Source organism: Pseudomonas sp. FBCC-B1565, from assembly GCF_059133265.1.
Genome location: NZ_CP101438.1, coordinates 207,895 through 227,364, shown reverse-complemented (window position 1 = coordinate 227,364; position 19,470 = coordinate 207,895). Strand labels below are relative to the sequence as shown.

Genomic DNA, 19,470 nt, shown 5'->3' with positions numbered 1-19,470 from the left:
AGGGGTTGGACCGAGCTTGCCGGGTCTTTGCTGCAATGAACAGCGCTGAAACACCAATCCCAGGCACAAAAAAGCCGCTCGTAAGCGGCATTTTTGACGAAGATCGGCGGATCAGAGGCCAGACATCTTCTTGATTGCACCCTTGAGGTCATCATCCGAGCAATCGGCACAGGTGCCTTTTGGCGGCATCGCGTTGATACCGGTGATCGCCTTGGCCAGGATGCCGTCAAGGCCGCCCTGGTGATCGGCGCGTTCTTTCCAGGCCGCTGTGTCGCCGATTTTCGGCGCGCCCAACAAGCCGGTGCCGTGGCAAGCGTTGCAGTGCTTGGCGATGATGTCATCTGGCGTCTTCGCAGCGCCGCCGCCTGCGGCGACCGCCACCTCCATGCCCTTGCATTCCTGGCCCTGGACGCAGACCTGGCCGACAGGCTCCAGGCGCTTGGCAATATCATCATTGGTCGCAGCTTGAGCGCTGACAGCCCATAGGGCCAGTACGGTTGCTGGTGCAGCCAGCATTTTCATAATTAGGTTCACGCGTTCACCCTCAATGGTGGCTATTCACGCCTGCGGCCACGGTTTCGCAGGCGGCGAAAGTATAACGGTTAGCCCGCCTGGCCGAAACAACCCTATTAAACAAAGGGAGATTCGACCTCACGGAATACAGCTCGGGTGCCTCTGCGACGCTGGCAGGACGCCTCTTTTCTTAAAAGTTCGCGGGTGTGGCTGCGCTGATTAGTCGCGCCGGCACGTCGAACGGATTGCGAAAACGATGGGGCTTGGTGCTTTCAAAGTAGTAGCTATCGCCCGCTTCGAGCACAAAAGTTTCAAGACCGACCACCAACTCCAGGCGACCTTCCACCAGAATCCCGGTTTCTTCGCCTTCGTGGGTGAGCATTTCTTCGCCTGTGTCGGCGCCCGGCGGGTAGATTTCGTTGAGAAACGCAATCGCCCGGCTGGGGTGCGCCCGTCCTACCAGTTTCATGGTGACGGCGCCGTCGGAGATGTCGATCAGCTCATTGGCTTTATAGACGATCTGCGTCGGTATTTCCTGGAGGATCTCCTCGGAAAAGAACTCGACCATCGACATGGGGATGCCGCCCAGCACCTTGCGCAAGGAGCTGATCGAGGGGCTGACGCTGTTTTTTTCGATCATCGAAATGGTGCTGTTGGTGACACCCGCACGCTTGGCGAGCTCGCGCTGGGAAAGACCCTTCAGTTTACGGATGGATTGCAGTCGTTCGCCGACGTCCAATGCAGGAGCCTCCTAGGATTCAGGCTTTGTTGTAATTGAGCGTTATCATGGCGACAGCGTTCAGTATTTACAACACTTGGGCCTAAATCCCGGGCGGTTGCGTTCGTGCCTGGCGGTCAAGCCCCGGAATAGAGCCTTGGCACGCGGCGCAGGTTGCAGAACAGCTGATACGGAATGGTCTCGGCGGCAACCGCGACGTCACTGGCGAGGATATGTTTACCCCATAGCTCCACGGTGGAACCAAGGCCGGCTTGCGGCACGTCCGTGAGGTCGATGCACAGCATGTCCATGGACACACGGCCCAGCAATTGGCTGCGTTGACCGGCCACCAGCACCGGCGTACCGGTCGGCGCGTGTCGTGGATAGCCATCGGCATAACCCATGGCAACTACACCGATACGCATGGGTTTCGGTGTGATGAACTTGGCGCCGTAACCCACCGGCTCCCCCGCCGGCAGTTCACGCACGCAGATCACCTTGGACTCCAGGGTCATCACCGGCTGCAAGCGCGCAGCCACGGCCTGGTCTTCGCCAAACGGTGTAGCGCCGTAAAGCATGATGCCGGGACGCACCCAATCGCTGGACACAGCCGGCCAGCCCATCACCGACGGCGAATTGCGCAGGCTGACCTCGGCCGCCAAGCCCTGGCGCGCCGCGTCAAACACCGCCACCTGTTCATCGCTGCGCACGCAGTCGAGTTCATCGGCACGCGCGAAATGGCTCATCAAAACGATCTTGGCCACTTTGCCGCTGGCCAGCAGGCGCTGGTAAGCCTCGTGGTAATCCTTCGGATGCAGGCCGACACGGTGCATGCCCGAATCGAGCTTGAGCCAGACAGTCAGCGGCTTGCTCAGTACGGCCTGTTCGATGGCCTCCAGTTGCCACAGCGAATGCACCACGCACCAGAAATCATGCTCGATGATCAGCGGCAGCTCGTCCGCCTCGAAGAAACCTTCCAGCAACAGCACGGGTGCACGAATACCGGCGGCGCGCAGCTCCAATGCCTCCTCGATGCAGGCCACGGCAAACCCGTCCGCCTCGGCTTCCAACGCTTGGGCGACGCGCACGGCACCATGCCCGTAGGCATCGGCCTTGATCACGGCAAGGGCCTTGGCCCCCGTGACTTCACGGGCCAATTGGTAGTTGTGGCGCAGGGCTTGGAGGTCGATCAGGGCACGGGCAGGACGCATGGCGGCAGGCTTCTAGGCGGCAAAGTGAAGAAAAACCGGCACCGACAGACAGCATCGGCACCGGGAGAGGGATCGGTGATTAAGGCAGCGCGGCCACAACGGACAGCTCCACCAGGATTTGCGGTTCGCACAGCTTGGCTTCAACCGTGGCACGGGCCGGGGCGACACCCTTGGGCAGCCACTTGTCCCACACCGCGTTCATGCCGGCGAAATCCGCGTCGATGTCTTTCAGGTAGATCGTCACCGACAGCAGCTTGCTCTTGTCGGTGCCGGCCAGGTCGAGCAAACGCTCGATATTGGCCAGGGTTTCACGGGTTTGCTGTTCAATCCCGGCGTTCATGTCGTCACCGACTTGCCCCGCCAGATACACGGTACCGCTGTGGACAACGATCTGGCTCATGCGCTCATTGGTGAGCTGGCGCTGGATTGACATGTTGTGCGGACTCCTGGTGGTTGCCATAACGGGAAATATCGAGGCCTTCGGCACTGATCTGCGGGGTTTTCTTCGCCATCAGGTCGGCCAGCAAACGACCGGAACCACACGCCATGGTCCAACCGAGGGTGCCGTGGCCGGTATTCAGGAACAGGTTCTTGAACGGGGTGGCACCGACAATCGGAGTGCCATCGGGGGTGGTCGGACGCAGGCCGGTCCAGAAACTGGCTTCGGTCAAATCGCCGCCCTGAGGATAAAGGTCGTTGACGATCATCTCCAGGGTTTCACGCCGACGCGGGTTAAGCGACAGGTCAAAACCGGCTATTTCAGCCATGCCACCGACGCGGATGCGGTTGTCGAAACGGGTGATTGCGACCTTGTAGGTCTCGTCGAGAATCGTCGAAGTCGGCGCCATCGCCGGGTTGGTGATCGGTACGGTCAGCGAATAGCCCTTGAGCGGGTACACCGGCGCCTTGATCCCCAGCGGCTTGAGCAGCTTCGGCGAGTAGCTGCCGAGGGCCAGCACGTAACGGTCGGCGGTCTCCAGCGTGCCGTCGATCCACACGCCGCTGATGCGATCACCGGCGTAGTCGAGACGCTGGATATCCTGTTCGAAGCGAAATTGCACGCCCAGTTGCTTGCACATGTCGGCCAGGCGGGTGGTGAACATCTGGCAGTCACCAGTCTGGTCGTTCGGCAGGCGCAGGGCGCCAGCGAGAATATCCGTGACGCTGGCCAGGGCCGGTTCGACGCGGGCGATACCGGCGCGGTCGAGCAGCTCGAACGGCACGCCGGACTCCTTCAACACGGCGATGTCCTTGGCCGCGCCATCGAGCTGCGCCTGGGTGCGGAACAACTGGGTAGTCCCCAGGCTGCGGCCTTCGTAGGCAATGCCGGTCTCGGCGCGCAGTTCGTCGAGGCAGTCACGGCTGTACTCGGACAGACGCACCATGCGCTCCTTGTTCACCGCGTAACGGCTGGCGGTGCAGTTGCGCAGCATCTGCGCCATCCACAGGTATTGGTCGATGTCGGCGGTGGCCTTGATCGCCAGCGGCGCATGGCGTTGCAGCAGCCACTTGATAGCTTTGAGCGGCACGCCCGGCGCGGCCCATGGCGAGGCATAGCCCGGGGACACCTGGCCGGCGTTGGCGAAACTGGTTTCCATGGCAGCGGCGGGTTGACGGTCGACCACGACCACTTCAAAGCCGGCCCGCGCCAAATAGTAGGCACTGGTCACACCAATGACGCCGCTACCCAAGACCAGAACGCGCATTTTTATATCCTCATCGCGGACGTGGCCGCTGACGTGTGTTGTTCGAGCAATGATGAGCGCAGTGTAAAAAACAATTGCCAGTGCATTTCACTATATAACTGCCTATATTTGGCGACAATTCTCGGCAAAAACCCTTTTCACAGAGGCGTATCCCCTATGCGTACCAACACCCAGACCAAGCGGGAGCTGGACAAGATCGACCGCAACATCCTGCGCATCCTGCAAACCGACGGGCGTATTTCGTTCACGGAGTTGGGGGAAAAGGTCGGGCTGTCGACCACGCCCTGTACCGAGCGTGTGCGCCGGCTGGAGCGTGAAGGGATCATCATGGGCTACAACGCGCGGCTCAATCCCCAGCATTTGAAGGGCAGTTTGCTGGTATTTGTCGAGATCAGCCTGGATTACAAGTCCGGCGACACCTTCGAGGAGTTCCGCCGCGCCGTACTGAAACTGCCCCATGTGCTGGAGTGCCACCTGGTTTCTGGCGACTTCGACTACCTGGTGAAGGCGCGGATTTCCGAGATGGCGTCGTACCGCAAATTGCTTGGCGACATCCTGCTCAAGCTGCCCCATGTGCGGGAGTCCAAGAGCTATATCGTGATGGAAGAGGTGAAGGAGAGCCTGAACCTGCCGATCCCGGACTGACCTGAAACACTCGGGTCAACATGTGGGAGGGGGCTTGCCCCCGATAGCAGTGTGTCAGACGCCAAAGGTGCCGACTGATCCACCGCTATCGGGGGCAAGCCCCCTCCCACATTTGGACTGTGTAAAACCGCTAAACCAACACCTGCCGGGTGCTCGCCATATAGTCGTGGATCTGCTTCTCCACCCGCGGATGAATCAGCTCCACCGGGCGCCGTCCATTCGGGCACGGAAGGGTCTTGGTGGTGCCGAACAACCTGCAGATCAACGGGCGCTCGTCGTACACCGTGCAGCCGTTGGGGCCCAAGTGCACGCAGTTCAGCTCCTCCATGGCCGCGTCCTGCTCAGCCGCAGTCTTACGCGGCAGGCGCGACATTTCCTCGGGCGAGGTGGTTACCGGCCCACAGCAGTCGTGGCAACCGGGGACGCACTCGAACGAAGGAATCTGCCTGCGCAGGGCGCTGACTTTCTGACTGTTGCAACTCATCGAAACACGTACCGAACGGCGAATAGGCGTGGATTCTGCCGCAAAACGCCCTGCGCAGACAGCTTCGTCCGACCGCTGTATCCTGCGTCAAATTTTCCAAACAGGGATGCTCCCCATGACTGCCAGCGCCCGGCACACCGCTTCCTACTACGCCGCCAGCAGCGTGCCGCAACCTGAGTACCCGGTGTTGACCGGCGAACTGACCGCGGATGTGTGCGTGGTCGGCGGCGGTTTCTCGGGGCTGAACACCGCGCTGGAGTTGGCCGAGCGTGGATTCAGCGTGGTGTTGCTGGAAGCGCGCAAGATCGCCTGGGGCGCCAGCGGGCGTAACGGCGGCCAACTGATTCGCGGCGTCGGCCATGGCCTGGACCAGTTCGCCAACGTGATCGGCACCGAGGGCGTACGCCAGATGAAGCTGATGGGCCTGGAGGCGGTGGAGATTGTGCGTGAGCGCGTCGAGCGCTACCAGATCCCCTGCGACCTGGCCTGGGGCTACTGCGACCTCGCCAACAAACCCCGCGACCTGCACGGCCTGGCCGAAGATGCCGAAGAACTGCGCAGCCTTGGCTATCGTCACGACATACGCCTGCTGCAAGCCAACGAAATGCCCAGCGTGATTGGCTCCGACCGCTACGTGGGCGGCATGATCGACATGGGCTCCGGCCACCTGCACCCGCTGAACCTGGCTCTCGGCGAAGCCGCCGCCGCGCAGCATTTGGGCGTGAAGCTGTTCGAGCAGTCCGAAGTCACGCGCATCGACTACGGCCCCGAAGTCAGCGTACACACCGCCCAAGGCAACGTGCGCGCCAAGACTCTGGTGCTGGCCTGCAATGCCTACCTCAATGGCCTCAACCCGCACCTCAGCGGCAAGGTGCTGCCCGCCGGCAGCTACATCATCGCCACCGAGCCGTTGAGCGCAGCCCAGGCCGCCAACCTGCTGCCGCAGAACATGGCGGTGTGCGACCAGCGTGTCACGGTGGATTACTTCCGGCTGTCAGCCGACCGCCGCCTGCTGTTCGGCGGTGCCTGCCACTATTCCGGTCGCGACCCCAAGGATATCGGCGCCTATATGCGCCCGAAAATGCTGCAGGTATTCCCCCAGTTGGCCGACGTAAAAATCGATTTCCAGTGGGGCGGCATGATCGGCATCGGCGCCAACCGTTTGCCGCAGATTGGCCGCCTGGCCGACCAACCCAACGTGTATTACGCCCAGGCCTACGCTGGCCATGGCCTCAACGCCACGCACCTGGCGGGCAAGTTGCTGGCCGAAGCCATCAGCGGCCAGCAACAGGGCCGCTTCGACCTGTTCGCCCAGGTGCCGCACATCACCTTCCCCGGCGGCAAGCACCTGCGCTCGCCGCTGTTGGCGCTGGGCATGCTCTGGCACCGCCTCAAAGAGCTGGTCTGATCAATCGCGCCAGAACGGTTTCAGCCCCTCGTCGCGTGCCTGCTCAGCGGTCAGCCCGACGTCGCGCAATTGCTCCCTGGTCAGGTGCAATAAAGCCTTGCGCGTGTGGCGACGGTGCCAGAACAGACCCCAGCGACTGATATCGCGCGGCGCCGTCGCCCGCTCCTGCCCAGCCTCCAGTTCCTGACTGTGTAACGCCAGCCGCACATCGCTCATGCCGTTCATTTTGCTGCCCCTCAGTTGCTTGTTGCCTTGAGTGACCAGCATGAGCGCGCGGCCAAAACCATTACAGATTCAACCCTGCCTTATTAAATCCATACAGATGCTGCCTTTGGACGGCTGAATCCTGTATTTTCTGCCTATCTGTAATGGTCACTCGGGAGCGACCGCCATGACCCTGTACATAAACCTCGCCGAATTGCTGGGTACCCGCATCGAACAAGGTTTCTATCGCCCCGGTGATCGACTGCCTTCTGTACGGGCCTTGAGCGTGGAACATGGGGTCAGCCTGAGCACCGTGCAGCAGGCTTATCGGTTGCTGGAAGACAACGGCCTGGCGATGCCCAAGCCGAAATCCGGCTACTTCGTACCCGTCGGCCGCGAGTTACCGGCCCTGCCCGAAGTCGGTCGTCCGGCTCAGCGCCCCGTGGACATTTCCCAATGGGACCAGGTGCTGGAGTTGATACGCGCAACGCCGCGCAAGGATGTCATACAGATGGGTCGCGGCATGCCGGATGTATTGTCGCCTACCTTGAAACCCCTGTTGCGCAGCCTGGCGCGCGTGAGTCGCCGCCAGGATCTGCCGGGCTTGTATTACGACAACATCCTCGGCTGTATGGAGCTGCGCGAGCAAATTGCGCGTCTGTCCCTGGATTCCGGCTGCCAACTGACGGCCGAGGACATCGTGATCACCACCGGCTGCCATGAGGCGTTGTCTGCCAGCATCCATGCCATCTGTGAGCCGGGCGATATCGTTGCGGTGGACTCACCGAGCTTTCACGGCGCCATGCAGACGCTCAAGGGCCTGGGCATGAAAGCCCTGGAAATCCCTACCGACCCGATCACCGGCATCAGCCTCGAAGCGTTGGAGCTGGCGCTGGAACAGTGGCCGATCAAAGTCATCCAGCTTACCCCCAACTGCAACAACCCCCTGGGCTACATCATGCCGGAGGCGCGCAAGCGGGCGTTGCTCACCTTGGCACAGCGCTTCGACGTGGCGATCATCGAAGACGATGTCTACGGCGAACTGGCCTTCAGCTACCCGCGCCCGCGCACCATCAAGTCGTTCGACGAAGACGGCCGTGTGCTGCTGTGCAGCTCGTTTTCGAAAACCCTGGCACCCGGTTTGCGCATTGGCTGGGTGGCACCGGGCCGATACCTGGAACGGGTGCTGCACATGAAATACATCAGCACCGGCTCCACAGCGACTCAACCGCAGATTGCCATAGCCGAGTTTCTCAAAGGGGGCCACTTCGAACCGCATTTGCGGCGGATGCGCACTCAATACCAGCGCAATCGCGACTTGATGCTCGATTGGGTCAGCCGCTACTTCCCGACGGGCACCCGTGCCAGCCGGCCACAAGGCAGCTTCATGCTGTGGATCGAACTGCCGGAAGGTTTTGATACGTTGAAGCTCAACCGCGTCCTCGTGGAACAAGGCGTGCAAGTAGCGGTAGGCAGTATCTTTTCCGCTTCCGGCAAATACCGGAACTGCCTGCGCATGAACTACGCTGCCAAGCCAACCGCGCAGATTGAAGAAGCCGTGCGCAAGGTCGGGGCTGCGGCGATCAAGATGCTGGCGGAGACGGCCGACTGACCTTTACCGGAAATTTGCCGTCATATGCCGACAACCGCCCTGATCTGGAAGCCGATCCCTTGATGATTCAACGGCTATTACCGTTTTGCCTGTTAGGGGCCCTGGCCCTGGGCGGCTGCGCCAGCGTGAGCACGCCGCGCGTCCCCAGCGACGCCCTGCCTGCCGCGCAATCGTCGTTCGGCCGCTCGATCCAGGCCCAGGCCGCGCCCTATCAGGGGCGCTCGGGCTTTCGCCTGCTGCCCAACAGCAGCGAGGCGTTCATGGCCCGCGCCGAGCTGATCCGCAACGCCCAGACCAGCCTCGACCTGCAGTACTACATCGTGCACGACGGCATCAGCACCCGCATGCTGGTGGACGAACTGCTCAAGGCCGCCGACCGTGGCGTGCGCGTGCGCATCCTGCTGGACGACACCACCAGCGACGGCCTCGACCAGATCATCGCCACCCTCGCGGCCCACCCCAAGATCGAGATCCGTCTGTTCAACCCGTTGCACCTGGGGCGCAGCACCGGCGTGACGCGGGCCATGGGCCGCCTGTTCAACCTGTCGCTGCAACATCGACGCATGCACAACAAGCTGTGGCTGGCGGACAACAGCGTGGCTATCGTCGGCGGACGCAACCTGGGGGATGAGTATTTCGATGCCGAGCCCAACCTGAACTTCACCGATATCGACATGCTCAGCGTGGGCCCGGTGGCCGAGCAACTGGGTCACAGTTTCGACCAGTACTGGAACAGCGCGCTGAGCAAGCCTATCGATGACTTCATCTCCAACGCGCCGTCCAAGGGCGACCTCGCCGCCGCGCGCGTAAGCCTGGAAGCCTCCCTGGCCGAGTCGCGCCAGCAGAACCACGCGTTGTACAACCGCCTGCGTACCTACAAGACCCAACCGCGCATGGACACCTGGCGCCGCGAGCTGATCTGGGCCTGGAACCAGGCGCTGTGGGATGCGCCGAGCAAGGTGCTGGCCAAGGCCGACCCAGACCCTCGGCTGCTGCTCACAACCCAACTGGCGCCGGAGCTGGAGGGGGTCAATCACGAGCTAATGATGATTTCTGCGTACTTCGTGCCGGGACAGCCAGGCCTGGTGTATCTGACCGGGCGCGCCGATGCGGGCGTGTCGGTGAGCCTGCTGACCAATTCCCTGGAAGCCACCGATGTGCCCGCCGTACACGGCGGTTACGCCCCCTACCGCAAGGCGCTGCTGGAGCATGGGGTGAAGCTCTACGAGCTGCGCCGCCAACCCGGGGATGGCGGCGGCAGTGGCCCGCACCTGTTTCGCCGAGGCACTTTCCGGGGCTCGGATTCCAGCCTGCACAGCAAGGCGATCATCTTTGATCGGGAGAAATCCTTTATCGGCTCGTTCAACTTCGACCCACGCTCGGTGCTGTGGAACACCGAAGTCGGTGTGCTGGTCGACAGCCCCGAGCTGGCGGAACATGTACGCAACCTGGCACTGCAAGGCATGGCGCCCGCCCTGAGCTATGAAGCGAAATTGCAGGACGGCCAGGTCGTGTGGGTGACCGAAGATAACGGCCAGTTGCACACCCTGACCCGCGAGCCCGGGAGCTGGTGGCGACGGTTCAATGCGTGGTTTGCCACCAGTGTTGGCCTTGAGCGCATGCTCTAGGCCGCTTGTGCCGCACCGAATGCGCCCTGGCGCAGCAGCAACATCACCAGGCCAAGCGCACCGGCCGCCATCAGCAGCGGCAGCGCATGCCCGCTGATCCACTGGCTACCCGCCCCTGCCACCAATGGGCCGATCAGGCAGCCGATACCCCACAGCTGCGCCACGTGGGCATTGGCGCGCACCAGCGCGTCGTCGCGGTAACGCTCGCCGATCAAGATCAACGACAGGGTGAACAAGCCGCCAGCACTTGCGCCGAACACGACCCAGATCGGCCAGATCATTGGCGTGTGCATCAATAACGGAATCGCCAGGCTCGACACCAGCAACAGCAGCGCACACCCCAGGAACAACGTGCGCCGCGGCAAGTAGTCGGCCAGTGCACCGATGGGCAATTGCAGTAACGCGTCGCCAACCACCACCGTGCTGACCATGGCCAAGGCGATCTCGGCGGTGAACCCTTGTTGCAGGCAGTACACCGGCAACAACGTCAGGATCATCGCCTCGAACGCAGCGAACAGCGCCACCGCCCAGGCAATCGCCGGCAGGCTCCGGCAGAAGCGCCACAGTTGCGCGAACGTCACGCTGAAGGACTCGGCGCTCGGCGCACCGGAACGTCCCAGCAGCAACAGCGGCGCAACCATCAACAGGCCGACGCCCACCCAGAAACCGTAGTCATGATCGGTGCCGATCAAGCCTAACAGTAACGGACCCGACAGCTGGCTCAAGGCATAGCTGCAGCCGTACAGCGCCACCAGCCGGCCGCGCCACTGCTCCACAACCAACTGGTTGATCCAACTCTCGCCGAGGATAAACACGATGGTCAGGATCACGCCGATCATCAGGCGCAGCACCAGCCACACCGGGTAGCTGGGAAGGATCGCCAGCAGGCCGATGGACACCGCGCCCGCCCACAGGCACAGGCGCATAAGGTTGGCGGTGCCAAGCCATGAGGCCAGGCGACTGGAAACCTTCGCGCCGAGCAATACGCCAAAGGCCGGCATCGCTGCCATCACGCCAATCGCGAAACTGCCGTAGCCCCAGCTTTCCAGGCGCAAGGACACCAGCGGCATGCTGACGCCCAGGGCCAGGCCGACGCTGAGCACCGAGGCCAATACGGCGAAATAAGTCGCCCAACGCATTTCCACGCTCCTGTGGATCATTTTTAAGTTCACACAAACCAGTGTGGGAGGGGGCTTGCCCCCGATTGCGGTGGATCAGTGAGCACCGCTGGCGCCTGACACACTGCTATCGGGAGCAAGCCCCCTCCCACATTTAGCCTGCGGTGTTGCTTAGAGCTTGATCCAGGTCGCCTTCAACTCGGTGTATTTGTCGAACGCATGCAGCGACTTGTCACGACCGTTGCCCGACTGCTTGAAGCCACCAAACGGAGCGGTCATGTCACCGCCGTCGTACTGGTTGACCCACACGCTACCGGCACGCAGCGCCTTGGCGGTCAGGTGGGCCTTGGAGATGTCCGACGTCCACACCGCTGCGGCAAGACCGTAGATGGTGTCGTTAGCAATGGCGACAGCCTCTTCGGCGCTGTCGAAGGTGATCACCGACAGGACTGGGCCGAAGATTTCTTCCTTGGCGATCTTCATCGCATTGGTCACACCGTCGAAAATCGTCGGTTCAACATAGGTACCACCCGTTTCTTCCAAGGTCCGCTTGCCGCCTGCAACCAACTTGGCGCCGTCGGCATGGCCGGCTTCGATGTACGAGAGCACTGTGTTCATCTGCTGGGTGTCCACCAGTGCACCGACGTTGGTCGCAGGGTCCAGCGGGTTGCCTGGTTTCCAGCCCTTGAGGGCCTCGATCACCAGCGGCAGGAATTTGTCCTTGATGGAGCGCTCCACCAGCAGGCGGGAACCGGCGGTGCAGACCTCGCCCTGGTTGAAGGCGATGGCGCCGGCGGCAGACTCGGCAGCGGCTTGCAGGTCCGGAGCATCGGCGAACACGATGTTCGGGCTCTTGCCGCCCGCTTCCAGCCAGACACGCTTCATGTTCGATTCGCCAGAGCGGATCAACAGTTGCTTGGCAATCTTGGTGGAGCCGGTGAACACCAGGGTGTCGACGTCCATGTGCAGCGCCAGCGCGTTGCCCACGGTATGGCCGTAGCCTGGCAGTACGTTGAATACACCTTGTGGAATACCGGCTTCAACGGCCAGTGCCGCGATGCGGATGGCGGTCAGCGGGGATTTTTCGGACGGCTTGAGGATCACCGAGTTACCGGTGGACAGCGCAGGCCCCAGCTTCCAGCAGGCCATCATCAACGGGAAGTTCCACGGCACGATGGCGCCGACAACACCCACGGGCTCACGGGTCACCAGGCCCAATTGGTCGTGCGGGGTCGCGGCGACTTCGTCGTAAATCTTGTCGATGGCCTCGCCGCTCCAGCTCAGGGCATTCGCCGCGCCGGGTACGTCGATGTTCAGGGAGTCGCTGATCGGCTTGCCCATGTCCAGGGTTTCGAGCAGCGCCAGTTCTTCGGCATTGGCCTTGAGCAACGCAGCAAAACGGATCATGGCGGATTTGCGCTTGGCCGGCGCCAGGCGCGACCACACGCCGGAATTGAAGGTGGCGCGGGCGTTTTCAACGGCGCGTTGGGCGTCGGCGGCGTCACAGCTGGCAACAGTGGCCAGCAGGCGACCATCGACCGGGCTGATGCATTCGAAGGTGTCACCGGAAACAGCGGCGGTGTACTCGCCATTGATGTAGGCGCGGCCTTCGATCTTCAGATCCTTGGCACGTTGTTCCCAGTCGGCACGGGTCAGGGTGGTCATGCGAGTGTCCTCCTCTTATTGAATACAAGGGCCACGGGATATCCCACAGCAGCCTTAAAGAATTCTTGCCCGCCAGCCAATGGTTCGGCGCAAGGCAGCTGCCACCCTAAACCAGCGGCTGGGGGTGTTTCAATATATTTGACATAACGCCGGCAAACGCCCTTGCGATGTTCATTTTAATAAACATAGACTTTGGGCTCTCCAACCGCAGGCCAGACGGGACACGCACATGAGCATCCAGGACATCGTCGACTTCAGCCAAGCCAAGACCGCCGCCGAGCGCTACCGCCCTGCCGCCGAGAAAATCCTCAAGGGCGATCCCGAGCAAACGATCTACAACCACTACAACAGCCCCTGCGGCCAGATGAGCGCGGGCGTGTGGGAAGGTGAAGTCGGGCAGTGGACGGTCAATTACACCGAGCATGAATACTGCGAAATTGTGCAGGGCGTGTCCGTGCTGCGTGATGCCGACGGCAACGCCAAGACCTTGCGCGCTGGCGACCGCTTCGTGATTCCCGCCGGTTTCAGCGGCACCTGGGAAGTGCTGGAGGCGTGCCGCAAGATTTACGTGGTGTTTGAACAAAAGGCCTGATCAAGACGGCGGGACGCGGAGCGTCCGAGGCGTCGTTCCCACGCAGAGCGTGGGAACGATCATGTCTAGTCCTGAAATAGGTTTACACCTGTTTCACCCCAACGCCCGATGCACTGCATCGGGCGTTTTGTATTTTAAGGACAAGTGCGGGCGCTCCTGGTTGTAGATCAAGATCGCCTCCCGCACCATTTGCTCCGCTTGAACCAAGTCTGTCGGCCGGTGAAGCAAGAGTTCCGCCTTCAAGATTCCGTTGACCCGTTCTGCCAAGGCGTTTTGGTAGCAATCGTAGCCATCAGTCATCGAGCATGTGATGCCATGCTTGGCATGGATTTTTTGATAGAGCACTGAGCAGTACTGCACGCCGCGATCCGAGTGATGAACCAGTTTCTGGCCCGTTCGACGTGCCTTCAACGCCATGCGTAAGGCTTGGGCTACCGAATCGGCATGTAGACTGCCATGCACGTGATAACCAACTATTTTCCTCGAGAAGGCATCCGTCACCAAACTTAGGTAGGCCGGTTCATCGCGCCCTGTAGATAGGTAGGTGATATCCGCCACCCAGACCTGTTCCGGGCCAGTAGCTACGACTTGTTGCGGGCCAGGCTTTAGCAAATTGGGATGGCAGCGAAAGCGATGATGGCTATCGGTCGTCTTGTGATAGGCCCGTCTCCTGCGCACCAACTGCCGGTGCTCTCGTAAAACCCCAAACAAACGATCTCGTCCGACATGCAATTCTGGCTTGTCATGCTTCGCTTGCATCATCGAGTGCAATTTGCGGGTGCCAATGCACGGTTGGCGCACACGAACTTCCTGCACAAACTGGAGAAGTTTCTGATCTTGATCGGCTCGGGCACGATGGACCCGGTCACGCTTGTAATAGGCTTGGCGACTGATACTCATAAACTGGCAAGCCCTGCTGACACTCAGGGTCTGGGTTTGCGCAACGACTTGCCGGACCGCTTTTTTACAACGGATACACCGTAATCGTTCTTCAGAACATCGACCACGTCTTCAAAGAATTTGGCCTTCTGGTTGGCCAGTGCCAGTTGTTCCTCGAGCTCTTTGATTCTTTGCTCGGGAGTCAACGGCAAGGTAGGTTTGTCCATCGGTCGGCTCCTCTGGGTCCGAATGGAGGCGCCTTGGCTCCAGTCCTGCCGACCATGCTTGCGTAACCACACCAACACCGTCGAACGACCCTGAATCCCATAACGCCGTTGAGCTTCTTTATAACTCAACTCGCCTTTTTCGACTTGGTCGACAACCGACAATTTAAAAGTCAGCGTGTAATCTCGTTGACTGCGTTTTGCGCCCGTATTCATTGCACCTTCCCGATAAGACGTCAGAAGGTGTAAACCTTATTTAGGACGAGACATCAGGCAAAAAAAAGCCCGGATCGTGAGATACGGGCTTTTTTTCACAAGGAGGAAAATCAATTACTTGATTTTGCCTTCTTTGTAGATCACGTGCTTGCGAACGCGCGGGTCGAACATTTTCTTTTCGAGCTTGTCCGGGGTAGTACGCTTGTTCTTGTCGGTAGTGTAGAAGTGACCAGTACCGGCGCTAGAGATCATTCGAATCAATTCACGCATGATATAGCTCCTTAGATTGTGCCAGCGCGGCGCAATTCAGCCAGCACGACAGTGATGCCACGCTTGTCGATGATGCGCATGCCTTTGGCAGATACGCGCAGACGGACGAAACGTTTCTCTTCTTCAACCCAGAAGCGGTGATGCTGCAGGTTCGGCAGGAAACGACGACGGGTTTTGTTATTTGCGTGGGAAATGTTATTCCCAGTCACCGGACCCTTACCGGTAACTTGACAGACTCTCGACATGCCTCAGCCCTCTAAAACCACATGCCCAACCCGGCATGGGTTGGCCGCTTAATCTCTCAGTCATTTGGCGCCAGGCGCCGCGTTTCTTTAGGGTCTTACCGGCTACACCTACAAGCGAAGGAACCGGGCCCCTAGAAAAGAGCGCTGCTTTATACCAGAAAGACCCCAGTGCAACAACAGCCCGCGTGTTTTTACTGGCGTAAATCTTGGCGGCAGACGCCTGAACCGTTGCCAGGAGGGGCCGCTGTCACAGCCGACCGCTCGTCGCACAGAATGATTTACAGCGCGCGCGGGCACAGTGAAGTGCACGACGAAACGCACTGAGGCGCCATCAAAACAGCATTTGGCGCAAAAGCACAGGCAAAAATGGGCTAGTCATTTACCTATCAGACCACTACGGTAGGACTTTTCCAGACTGCACTCGCAGATGGGCCTTCGATCTGCAAAGGAAACCGAACATGCGCCTCGCTGCCCTACCGCTATTGCTAGCCCCTCTCTTTATCGCCCCGCTGGCCTCTGCCGCCAGCACCTTGAGCGTCTGCACCGAGGCCAGCCCAGAAGGGTTCGATGTGGTGCAATACAACTCGCTGACCACCACCAATGCCTCGGCCGACGTGCTGATGAACCGCCTGGTGGACTACGACGCGACCAGCGGCAAGCTGGTGCCCAGCCTGGCGGACAGCTGGGACGTCTCGCCGGATGGCCTGACCTATACCTTCAAGCTGCACCCGGATGTGAAATTCCATCGCACCGAGTACTTCACCCCAAGCCGCACCCTGACCGCCGAAGACGTGCGTTTCAGCTTCGAGCGCATGCTCGACCCGGCCAACCCCTGGCACAAGATCGCCCAGAGCGGCTTCCCTCACGCCCAGTCGCTGCAACTACCGACGCTGGTAAAAAAGATCGACGCTCTCGACCCACTGACCGTACGTTTCACCCTGGATCACGCCGACTCCACCTTCCTCGCCGCGCTGAGCATGGGCTTCGCGTCGATCTACCCGGCCGAATATGCCGACAAACTGCTCAAGGCCGGCACGCCGGAGAAACTCAACAGCCAGCCGATCGGCACTGGACCGTTTATCTTCAGCCGTTTCCAGAAAGATGCCGTGGTGCGCTACAAGGCCAACCCGGACTACTTCGCCGGCAAACCGGCTGTGGATAACCTGATCTTTGCCATCACGCCGGACGCCAACGTACGCCTGCAGAAACTGCACCGCGACGAGTGCCAGATAGCCCTGTCGCCCAAGCCGCTGGACGTGGGTGAGGCCGAAAAGGACCCGGCGCTCAAGGTGGAGAAGACCGCTGCCTTCATGACCGCCTTCGTGGCCATCAACAGCCAGCACCCGCCCCTGGACAAGCCCGAAGTCCGCCAGGCGATCAACCTGGCGTTCGACAAGGGGAGCTACCTCAAGGCCGTGTTTGAAGGCACCGCCGAGGCCGCCAACGGCCCGTACCCACCCAACACCTGGAGCTACGCCAAGGACCTGCCGGGTTATCCACAGGACCTCGCCAAGGCCAAGGCGCTGCTCGACCGCGCCGGGCTCAAGGACGGCTTCAAGACCACTCTCTGGACCCGCCCCACCGGCAGCCTGCTGAACCCCAACCCGAACCTTGGCGCACAACTGCTGCAGGCTGACCTGGCCAAGGTCGGCATCCAGGCCGAGATCCGCGTGATCGAATGGGGCGAACTGATCCGTCGCGCCAAAGCCGGCGAACACGACCTGCTCTTCATGGGCTGGGCCGGTGACAACGGCGACCCGGATAACTTCCTGACCCCGCAGTTTTCCTGCGCGGCGGTGAAATCGGGCACCAACTTCGCCCGCTACTGCGACCCGGCGCTGGACAAGCTGATCAGCGCAGGCAAGACCACCAGCGAGCAAGGCGTGCGCAGCAAGCTGTACCAACAGGCCCAGGCGCAGATCCAGCAACAGGCACTGTGGCTGCCACTGGCCCACCCGACTGCATTTGCGCTGGCCCGCAAAAATGTCGTGGGTTATCAGGTGAGCCCGTTCGGACGTCAGGACTTCTCGAAGGTCAGCGTCCAGCCCTGAGCTGAAAGCTGCAAGCCCGCTTGAGGCTTGCAGCTGCTCCCCTCCTACATCCACCCGTATTCCGCCATCGACAACGGATCGCCATCCCCCACGATAATGTGATCCAGCACCCGCACGTCCACCACTTCCAGCGCCTTCTGCAGCAACTTGGTCAATTTTCGATCAGCGGCGCTCGGCTCCAGGCTCCCGGAAGGATGGTTATGGCACAGGATCAACGCCGCCGCGTTGTAGGCCAAAGCGCGCTTGACCACCTGCCGGGGATACACCATCGCCGCGTCGATGGTGCCTTGGGACAACGCCTCGAAGCCCAGCACCCTGTGCCTTGAATCAAGGAACAGGCAGCCGAAGATCTCATGAGGCTCATGACGCAGCATGGCCTTCAGGTAGTCCCGCACGGCCACCGGGCTTTCCAGCACCGAGTCGCTTCGCAGGCGCTCGGCCATGTGCCGCTTGGCCATTTCCAGCACCGCCTGTAACTGGGCAAACTTCGCCGGCCCCAGGCCCAATTGTTGGTTGAACAATGTTTGGCTGGCCTCCAGCAACGGGCGCAATCCACCGAATTGCGCCAAAAGATGGCGCGCCAGGTCCACCGCGCTCCTGCCGGAAACCCCGGTACGCAGGAAGATCGCCAGCAACTCGGCATCCGACAGGCTCGCCGCGCCCCACTCCAAAAGCTTTTCCCGCGGCCGCTCTGCCGCCGGCCAATCACGAATACTCATCCCTCCTCCCTCTCCCTGTATGCCATGCGTATCGCTGTTGCCTCGCGGACGCTGTGTTATCGTAGGCCCTCTTTTTTGCAGGCGATTTCCCCTGGGGAGGGGGCATCGCAGGCGTCATTGAACTGGCAACACTGAACTGGAAAGGCAAACCAATGCAGCGTCTGTATCGGAAACGCATCGTTCTCGGCGTTGGCGGCGGCATTGCCGCCTACAAGAGCGCAGAGCTGGTCCGCAGGCTCCTGGACCAGGGCGCCGAAGTGCGCGTGGTCATGACGCGCGGTGGCAGTGAATTCATCACCCCGCTGACCATGCAGGCCTTGTCCGGGCACCCGGTTCACCTGGACCTGCTGGACCCTGCGGCCGAAGCCGCCATGGGTCACATCGAGCTGGCCAAATGGGCCGATCTGGTGCTGATCGCCCCGGCCACCGCCGACCTGATCGCGCGCCTGGCCCAAGGCATCGCCGATGACCTGCTGACCACTCTGGTACTCGCCACCGACGCCACCGTCGCCATCGCCCCGGCCATGAACCAGGCCATGTGGCGCGACCCTGCTACCCAGGCCAACACCCAACTTCTGCAAAGCCGAGGCCTCAAGGTGTTCGGCCCGGCATCCGGCAGCCAGGCCTGCGGCGACGTTGGCATGGGCCGCATGCTCGAAGCCACAGACCTGGCGCTGTGCGCCGCCGAGTGCTTCCAGCACCTGGCTCTCACCGGCAAGCACGTGTTGATCACCGCCGGCCCGACCCAGGAAAACATCGACCCGGTGCGCTACATCACCAACCATAGCTCAGGAAAAATGGGCTTTGCCCTGGCCGAAGCGGCGGTCGAGGCAGGCGCACGCGTCACCCTGATCACCGGCCCGGTGCATTTGCCGACCCCGGATCGGGTCACGCGAATCGACGTCGTCAGCGCCCGCGACATGCTGGCGGCCTGTGAGGCAGCCATTCCGTGCGACCTGTTCATCGCCTCGGCGGCGGTTGCGGACTACCGCCCGGAAGTCGTTGCCCCGCAAAAGCTCAAGAAAGACCCTACGAGCGGAGACGGCCTGCTCCTGCAAATGGTGCGCAACCCGGACATCCTGGCCACCATCGCCACGCGCCCGGACCGTCCTTTCAGCGTCGGTTTCGCCGCCGAGACCGAGCATTTGCTGGACTACGCCGCACGCAAATTGAAAGACAAGAACCTCGACCTGATCGTTGCCAATGATGTCGCCAACCCGAGCATCGGCTTCAACAGCGAGGAAAACGCCTGCAGCGTGATCGACCGCGACCTGCACGCCACCCTTTTCGCCCAGACCAGCAAGGGCAAGATTGCCCGCCAACTGATCTCTTTTATCGCCCAACGGCTGAACCAGGTTTAAT

General features: G+C 61.2%; 19 protein-coding genes and 1 pseudogene. 7 read left to right on the top strand and 13 right to left on the bottom strand.

Annotated features, from left to right (window positions below):
• Positions 1-111 precede the first annotated feature (111 nt).
• The 5 genes from NL123_RS00960 to dadA all read right to left on the bottom strand — a co-directional run bounded on the left by NL123_RS00960 (position 112) and on the right by dadA (position 4,148).
• Positions 112-522, bottom strand: a complete 411-nt coding sequence (locus NL123_RS00960; protein ID WP_043293857.1) for a c-type cytochrome — start codon at positions 520-522, stop codon at positions 112-114.
• A gap of 181 nt (positions 523-703) precedes the next feature.
• Positions 704-1,252 (bottom strand): cupin domain-containing protein, encoded by a 549-nt coding sequence (locus tag NL123_RS00955; protein WP_003176893.1) that lies wholly within the window; start codon positions 1,250-1,252, stop codon positions 704-706.
• 116 nt (positions 1,253-1,368) lie between these two features.
• The gene (alr, locus tag NL123_RS00950; RefSeq protein WP_248485336.1) at positions 1,369-2,442 is read right to left on the bottom strand and encodes an alanine racemase; all 1,074 of its coding nucleotides are present in this window, start codon (positions 2,440-2,442) and stop codon (positions 1,369-1,371) included.
• A gap of 79 nt (positions 2,443-2,521) precedes the next feature.
• Positions 2,522-2,875 carry a RidA family protein gene (locus NL123_RS00945; RefSeq protein WP_071494604.1) on the bottom strand — a complete coding sequence of 118 codons (354 nt, stop codon included), beginning with the start codon at positions 2,873-2,875 and terminating at the stop codon, positions 2,522-2,524.
• Positions 2,847-4,148: a D-amino acid dehydrogenase gene (dadA, locus tag NL123_RS00940; RefSeq protein ID WP_248485338.1), complete on the bottom strand. Its 1,302-nt coding sequence runs from the start codon at positions 4,146-4,148 to the stop codon at positions 2,847-2,849. The genes NL123_RS00945 and dadA overlap by 29 nt, the downstream gene beginning before the upstream one ends.
• 156 nt (positions 4,149-4,304) lie before the next feature.
• Here dadA and NL123_RS00935 point away from each other — a divergent pair, with 156 nt between their 5' ends.
• On the top strand, positions 4,305-4,793 hold the full coding sequence (locus NL123_RS00935; RefSeq protein ID WP_003176896.1) for an Lrp/AsnC ligand binding domain-containing protein: 489 nt from the start codon (positions 4,305-4,307) through the stop codon (positions 4,791-4,793).
• Between the two features lie 130 nt (positions 4,794-4,923).
• Here NL123_RS00935 and NL123_RS00930 read toward each other — a convergent pair whose 3' ends face one another.
• Positions 4,924-5,277 carry a YkgJ family cysteine cluster protein gene (locus NL123_RS00930; protein ID WP_248485340.1) on the bottom strand — a complete coding sequence of 118 codons (354 nt, stop codon included), beginning with the start codon at positions 5,275-5,277 and terminating at the stop codon, positions 4,924-4,926.
• Between the two features lie 115 nt (positions 5,278-5,392).
• Here NL123_RS00930 and NL123_RS00925 point away from each other — a divergent pair, with 115 nt between their 5' ends.
• Complete coding sequence (locus tag NL123_RS00925; RefSeq protein WP_248485341.1) at positions 5,393-6,685, top strand: NAD(P)/FAD-dependent oxidoreductase; 1,293 nt, start codon at positions 5,393-5,395, stop codon at positions 6,683-6,685.
• Here NL123_RS00925 and NL123_RS00920 read toward each other — a convergent pair whose 3' ends face one another.
• Positions 6,686-6,910, bottom strand: coding sequence for a DUF1127 domain-containing protein (locus NL123_RS00920; protein ID WP_248488278.1), 225 nt, complete (start codon positions 6,908-6,910; stop codon positions 6,686-6,688).
• Between the two features lie 166 nt (positions 6,911-7,076).
• Here NL123_RS00920 and NL123_RS00915 point away from each other — a divergent pair, with 166 nt between their 5' ends.
• A complete protein-coding gene (locus tag NL123_RS00915) occupies positions 7,077-8,501 on the top strand; it encodes an aminotransferase-like domain-containing protein (protein WP_248485342.1) in 1,425 nt (474 codons plus the stop codon).
• A gap of 62 nt (positions 8,502-8,563) precedes the next feature.
• The gene (locus NL123_RS00910) at positions 8,564-10,129 is read left to right on the top strand and encodes a phospholipase D family protein (protein WP_248488279.1); all 1,566 of its coding nucleotides are present in this window, start codon (positions 8,564-8,566) and stop codon (positions 10,127-10,129) included.
• On the opposite strand, the gene NL123_RS00905 is transcribed toward NL123_RS00910, so the two are convergent.
• A complete protein-coding gene (locus NL123_RS00905) occupies positions 10,126-11,268 on the bottom strand; it encodes an MFS transporter (RefSeq protein WP_248485344.1) in 1,143 nt (380 codons plus the stop codon). The two genes, NL123_RS00910 and NL123_RS00905, sit on opposite strands and share 4 nt — an antisense overlap.
• 150 nt (positions 11,269-11,418) lie before the next feature.
• The gene (locus NL123_RS00900) at positions 11,419-12,912 is read right to left on the bottom strand and encodes an aldehyde dehydrogenase (RefSeq protein ID WP_494357064.1); all 1,494 of its coding nucleotides are present in this window, start codon (positions 12,910-12,912) and stop codon (positions 11,419-11,421) included.
• Between the two features lie 229 nt (positions 12,913-13,141).
• Here NL123_RS00900 and NL123_RS00895 point away from each other — a divergent pair, with 229 nt between their 5' ends.
• The gene (locus tag NL123_RS00895) at positions 13,142-13,504 is read left to right on the top strand and encodes a cupin domain-containing protein (RefSeq protein ID WP_092241680.1); all 363 of its coding nucleotides are present in this window, start codon (positions 13,142-13,144) and stop codon (positions 13,502-13,504) included.
• Positions 13,505-13,569: 65 nt separating this feature from the next.
• Here the strand turns inward: NL123_RS00895 and NL123_RS00890 are convergent.
• From NL123_RS00890 to rpmB, 3 genes and pseudogenes are all read right to left on the bottom strand, one after another.
• Positions 13,570-14,823: pseudogene (locus NL123_RS00890) on the bottom strand (IS3 family transposase).
• Positions 14,824-14,937: 114 nt separating this feature from the next.
• Positions 14,938-15,093 (bottom strand): 50S ribosomal protein L33, encoded by a 156-nt coding sequence (gene rpmG, locus NL123_RS00885; RefSeq protein ID WP_003176906.1) that lies wholly within the window; start codon positions 15,091-15,093, stop codon positions 14,938-14,940.
• 11 nt (positions 15,094-15,104) lie between these two features.
• Complete coding sequence (gene rpmB, locus NL123_RS00880) at positions 15,105-15,338, bottom strand: 50S ribosomal protein L28 (RefSeq protein ID WP_010207494.1); 234 nt, start codon at positions 15,336-15,338, stop codon at positions 15,105-15,107.
• Positions 15,339-15,796: 458 nt separating this feature from the next.
• On the opposite strand from rpmB, the gene NL123_RS00875 reads away from it, so the two are divergent.
• Complete coding sequence (locus NL123_RS00875) at positions 15,797-17,389, top strand: ABC transporter substrate-binding protein (RefSeq protein ID WP_494357063.1); 1,593 nt, start codon at positions 15,797-15,799, stop codon at positions 17,387-17,389.
• 44 nt (positions 17,390-17,433) lie between these two features.
• On the opposite strand, the gene radC is transcribed toward NL123_RS00875, so the two are convergent.
• Positions 17,434-18,108, bottom strand: coding sequence for a RadC family protein (gene radC, locus NL123_RS00870; protein WP_248485347.1), 675 nt, complete (start codon positions 18,106-18,108; stop codon positions 17,434-17,436).
• 152 nt (positions 18,109-18,260) lie between these two features.
• Between radC and coaBC the strand changes: the two genes are divergently transcribed.
• The gene (gene coaBC, locus NL123_RS00865) at positions 18,261-19,469 is read left to right on the top strand and encodes a bifunctional phosphopantothenoylcysteine decarboxylase/phosphopantothenate--cysteine ligase CoaBC (protein ID WP_016970585.1); all 1,209 of its coding nucleotides are present in this window, start codon (positions 18,261-18,263) and stop codon (positions 19,467-19,469) included.
• The last annotated feature ends 1 nt before the right edge of the window (position 19,470 follow it).

Bases quoted from the DNA above. Each gene is read 5' to 3' on its own strand.
- alr (WP_248485336.1), bottom strand. From the start codon at position 2,442: ATGCGTCCTGCCCGTGCCCTGATCGACCTCCAAGCCCTGCGCCACAAC.
- NL123_RS00910 (WP_248488279.1), top strand. From the start codon at position 8,564: ATGATTCAACGGCTATTACCGTTTTGCCTGTTAGGGGCCCTGGCCCTG.
- dadA (WP_248485338.1), bottom strand. From the start codon at position 4,148: ATGCGCGTTCTGGTCTTGGGTAGCGGCGTCATTGGTGTGACCAGTGCC.
- NL123_RS00930 (WP_248485340.1), bottom strand. From the start codon at position 5,277: ATGAGTTGCAACAGTCAGAAAGTCAGCGCCCTGCGCAGGCAGATTCCT.
- NL123_RS00915 (WP_248485342.1), top strand. From the start codon at position 7,077: ATGACCCTGTACATAAACCTCGCCGAATTGCTGGGTACCCGCATCGAA.
- NL123_RS00960 (WP_043293857.1), bottom strand. From the start codon at position 522: ATGAAAATGCTGGCTGCACCAGCAACCGTACTGGCCCTATGGGCTGTC.
- NL123_RS00900 (WP_494357064.1), bottom strand. From the start codon at position 12,912: ATGACCACCCTGACCCGTGCCGACTGGGAACAACGTGCCAAGGATCTG.
- NL123_RS00935 (WP_003176896.1), top strand. From the start codon at position 4,305: ATGCGTACCAACACCCAGACCAAGCGGGAGCTGGACAAGATCGACCGC.
- NL123_RS00920 (WP_248488278.1), bottom strand. From the start codon at position 6,910: ATGAACGGCATGAGCGATGTGCGGCTGGCGTTACACAGTCAGGAACTG.
- NL123_RS00875 (WP_494357063.1), top strand. From the start codon at position 15,797: ATGCGCCTCGCTGCCCTACCGCTATTGCTAGCCCCTCTCTTTATCGCC.
- NL123_RS00945 (WP_071494604.1), bottom strand. From the start codon at position 2,875: ATGTCAATCCAGCGCCAGCTCACCAATGAGCGCATGAGCCAGATCGTT.
- NL123_RS00895 (WP_092241680.1), top strand. From the start codon at position 13,142: ATGAGCATCCAGGACATCGTCGACTTCAGCCAAGCCAAGACCGCCGCC.
- radC (WP_248485347.1), bottom strand. From the start codon at position 18,108: ATGAGTATTCGTGATTGGCCGGCGGCAGAGCGGCCGCGGGAAAAGCTT.
- rpmB (WP_010207494.1), bottom strand. From the start codon at position 15,338: ATGTCGAGAGTCTGTCAAGTTACCGGTAAGGGTCCGGTGACTGGGAAT.
- coaBC (WP_016970585.1), top strand. From the start codon at position 18,261: ATGCAGCGTCTGTATCGGAAACGCATCGTTCTCGGCGTTGGCGGCGGC.
- NL123_RS00905 (WP_248485344.1), bottom strand. From the start codon at position 11,268: ATGCGTTGGGCGACTTATTTCGCCGTATTGGCCTCGGTGCTCAGCGTC.
- rpmG (WP_003176906.1), bottom strand. From the start codon at position 15,093: ATGCGTGAATTGATTCGAATGATCTCTAGCGCCGGTACTGGTCACTTC.
- NL123_RS00925 (WP_248485341.1), top strand. From the start codon at position 5,393: ATGACTGCCAGCGCCCGGCACACCGCTTCCTACTACGCCGCCAGCAGC.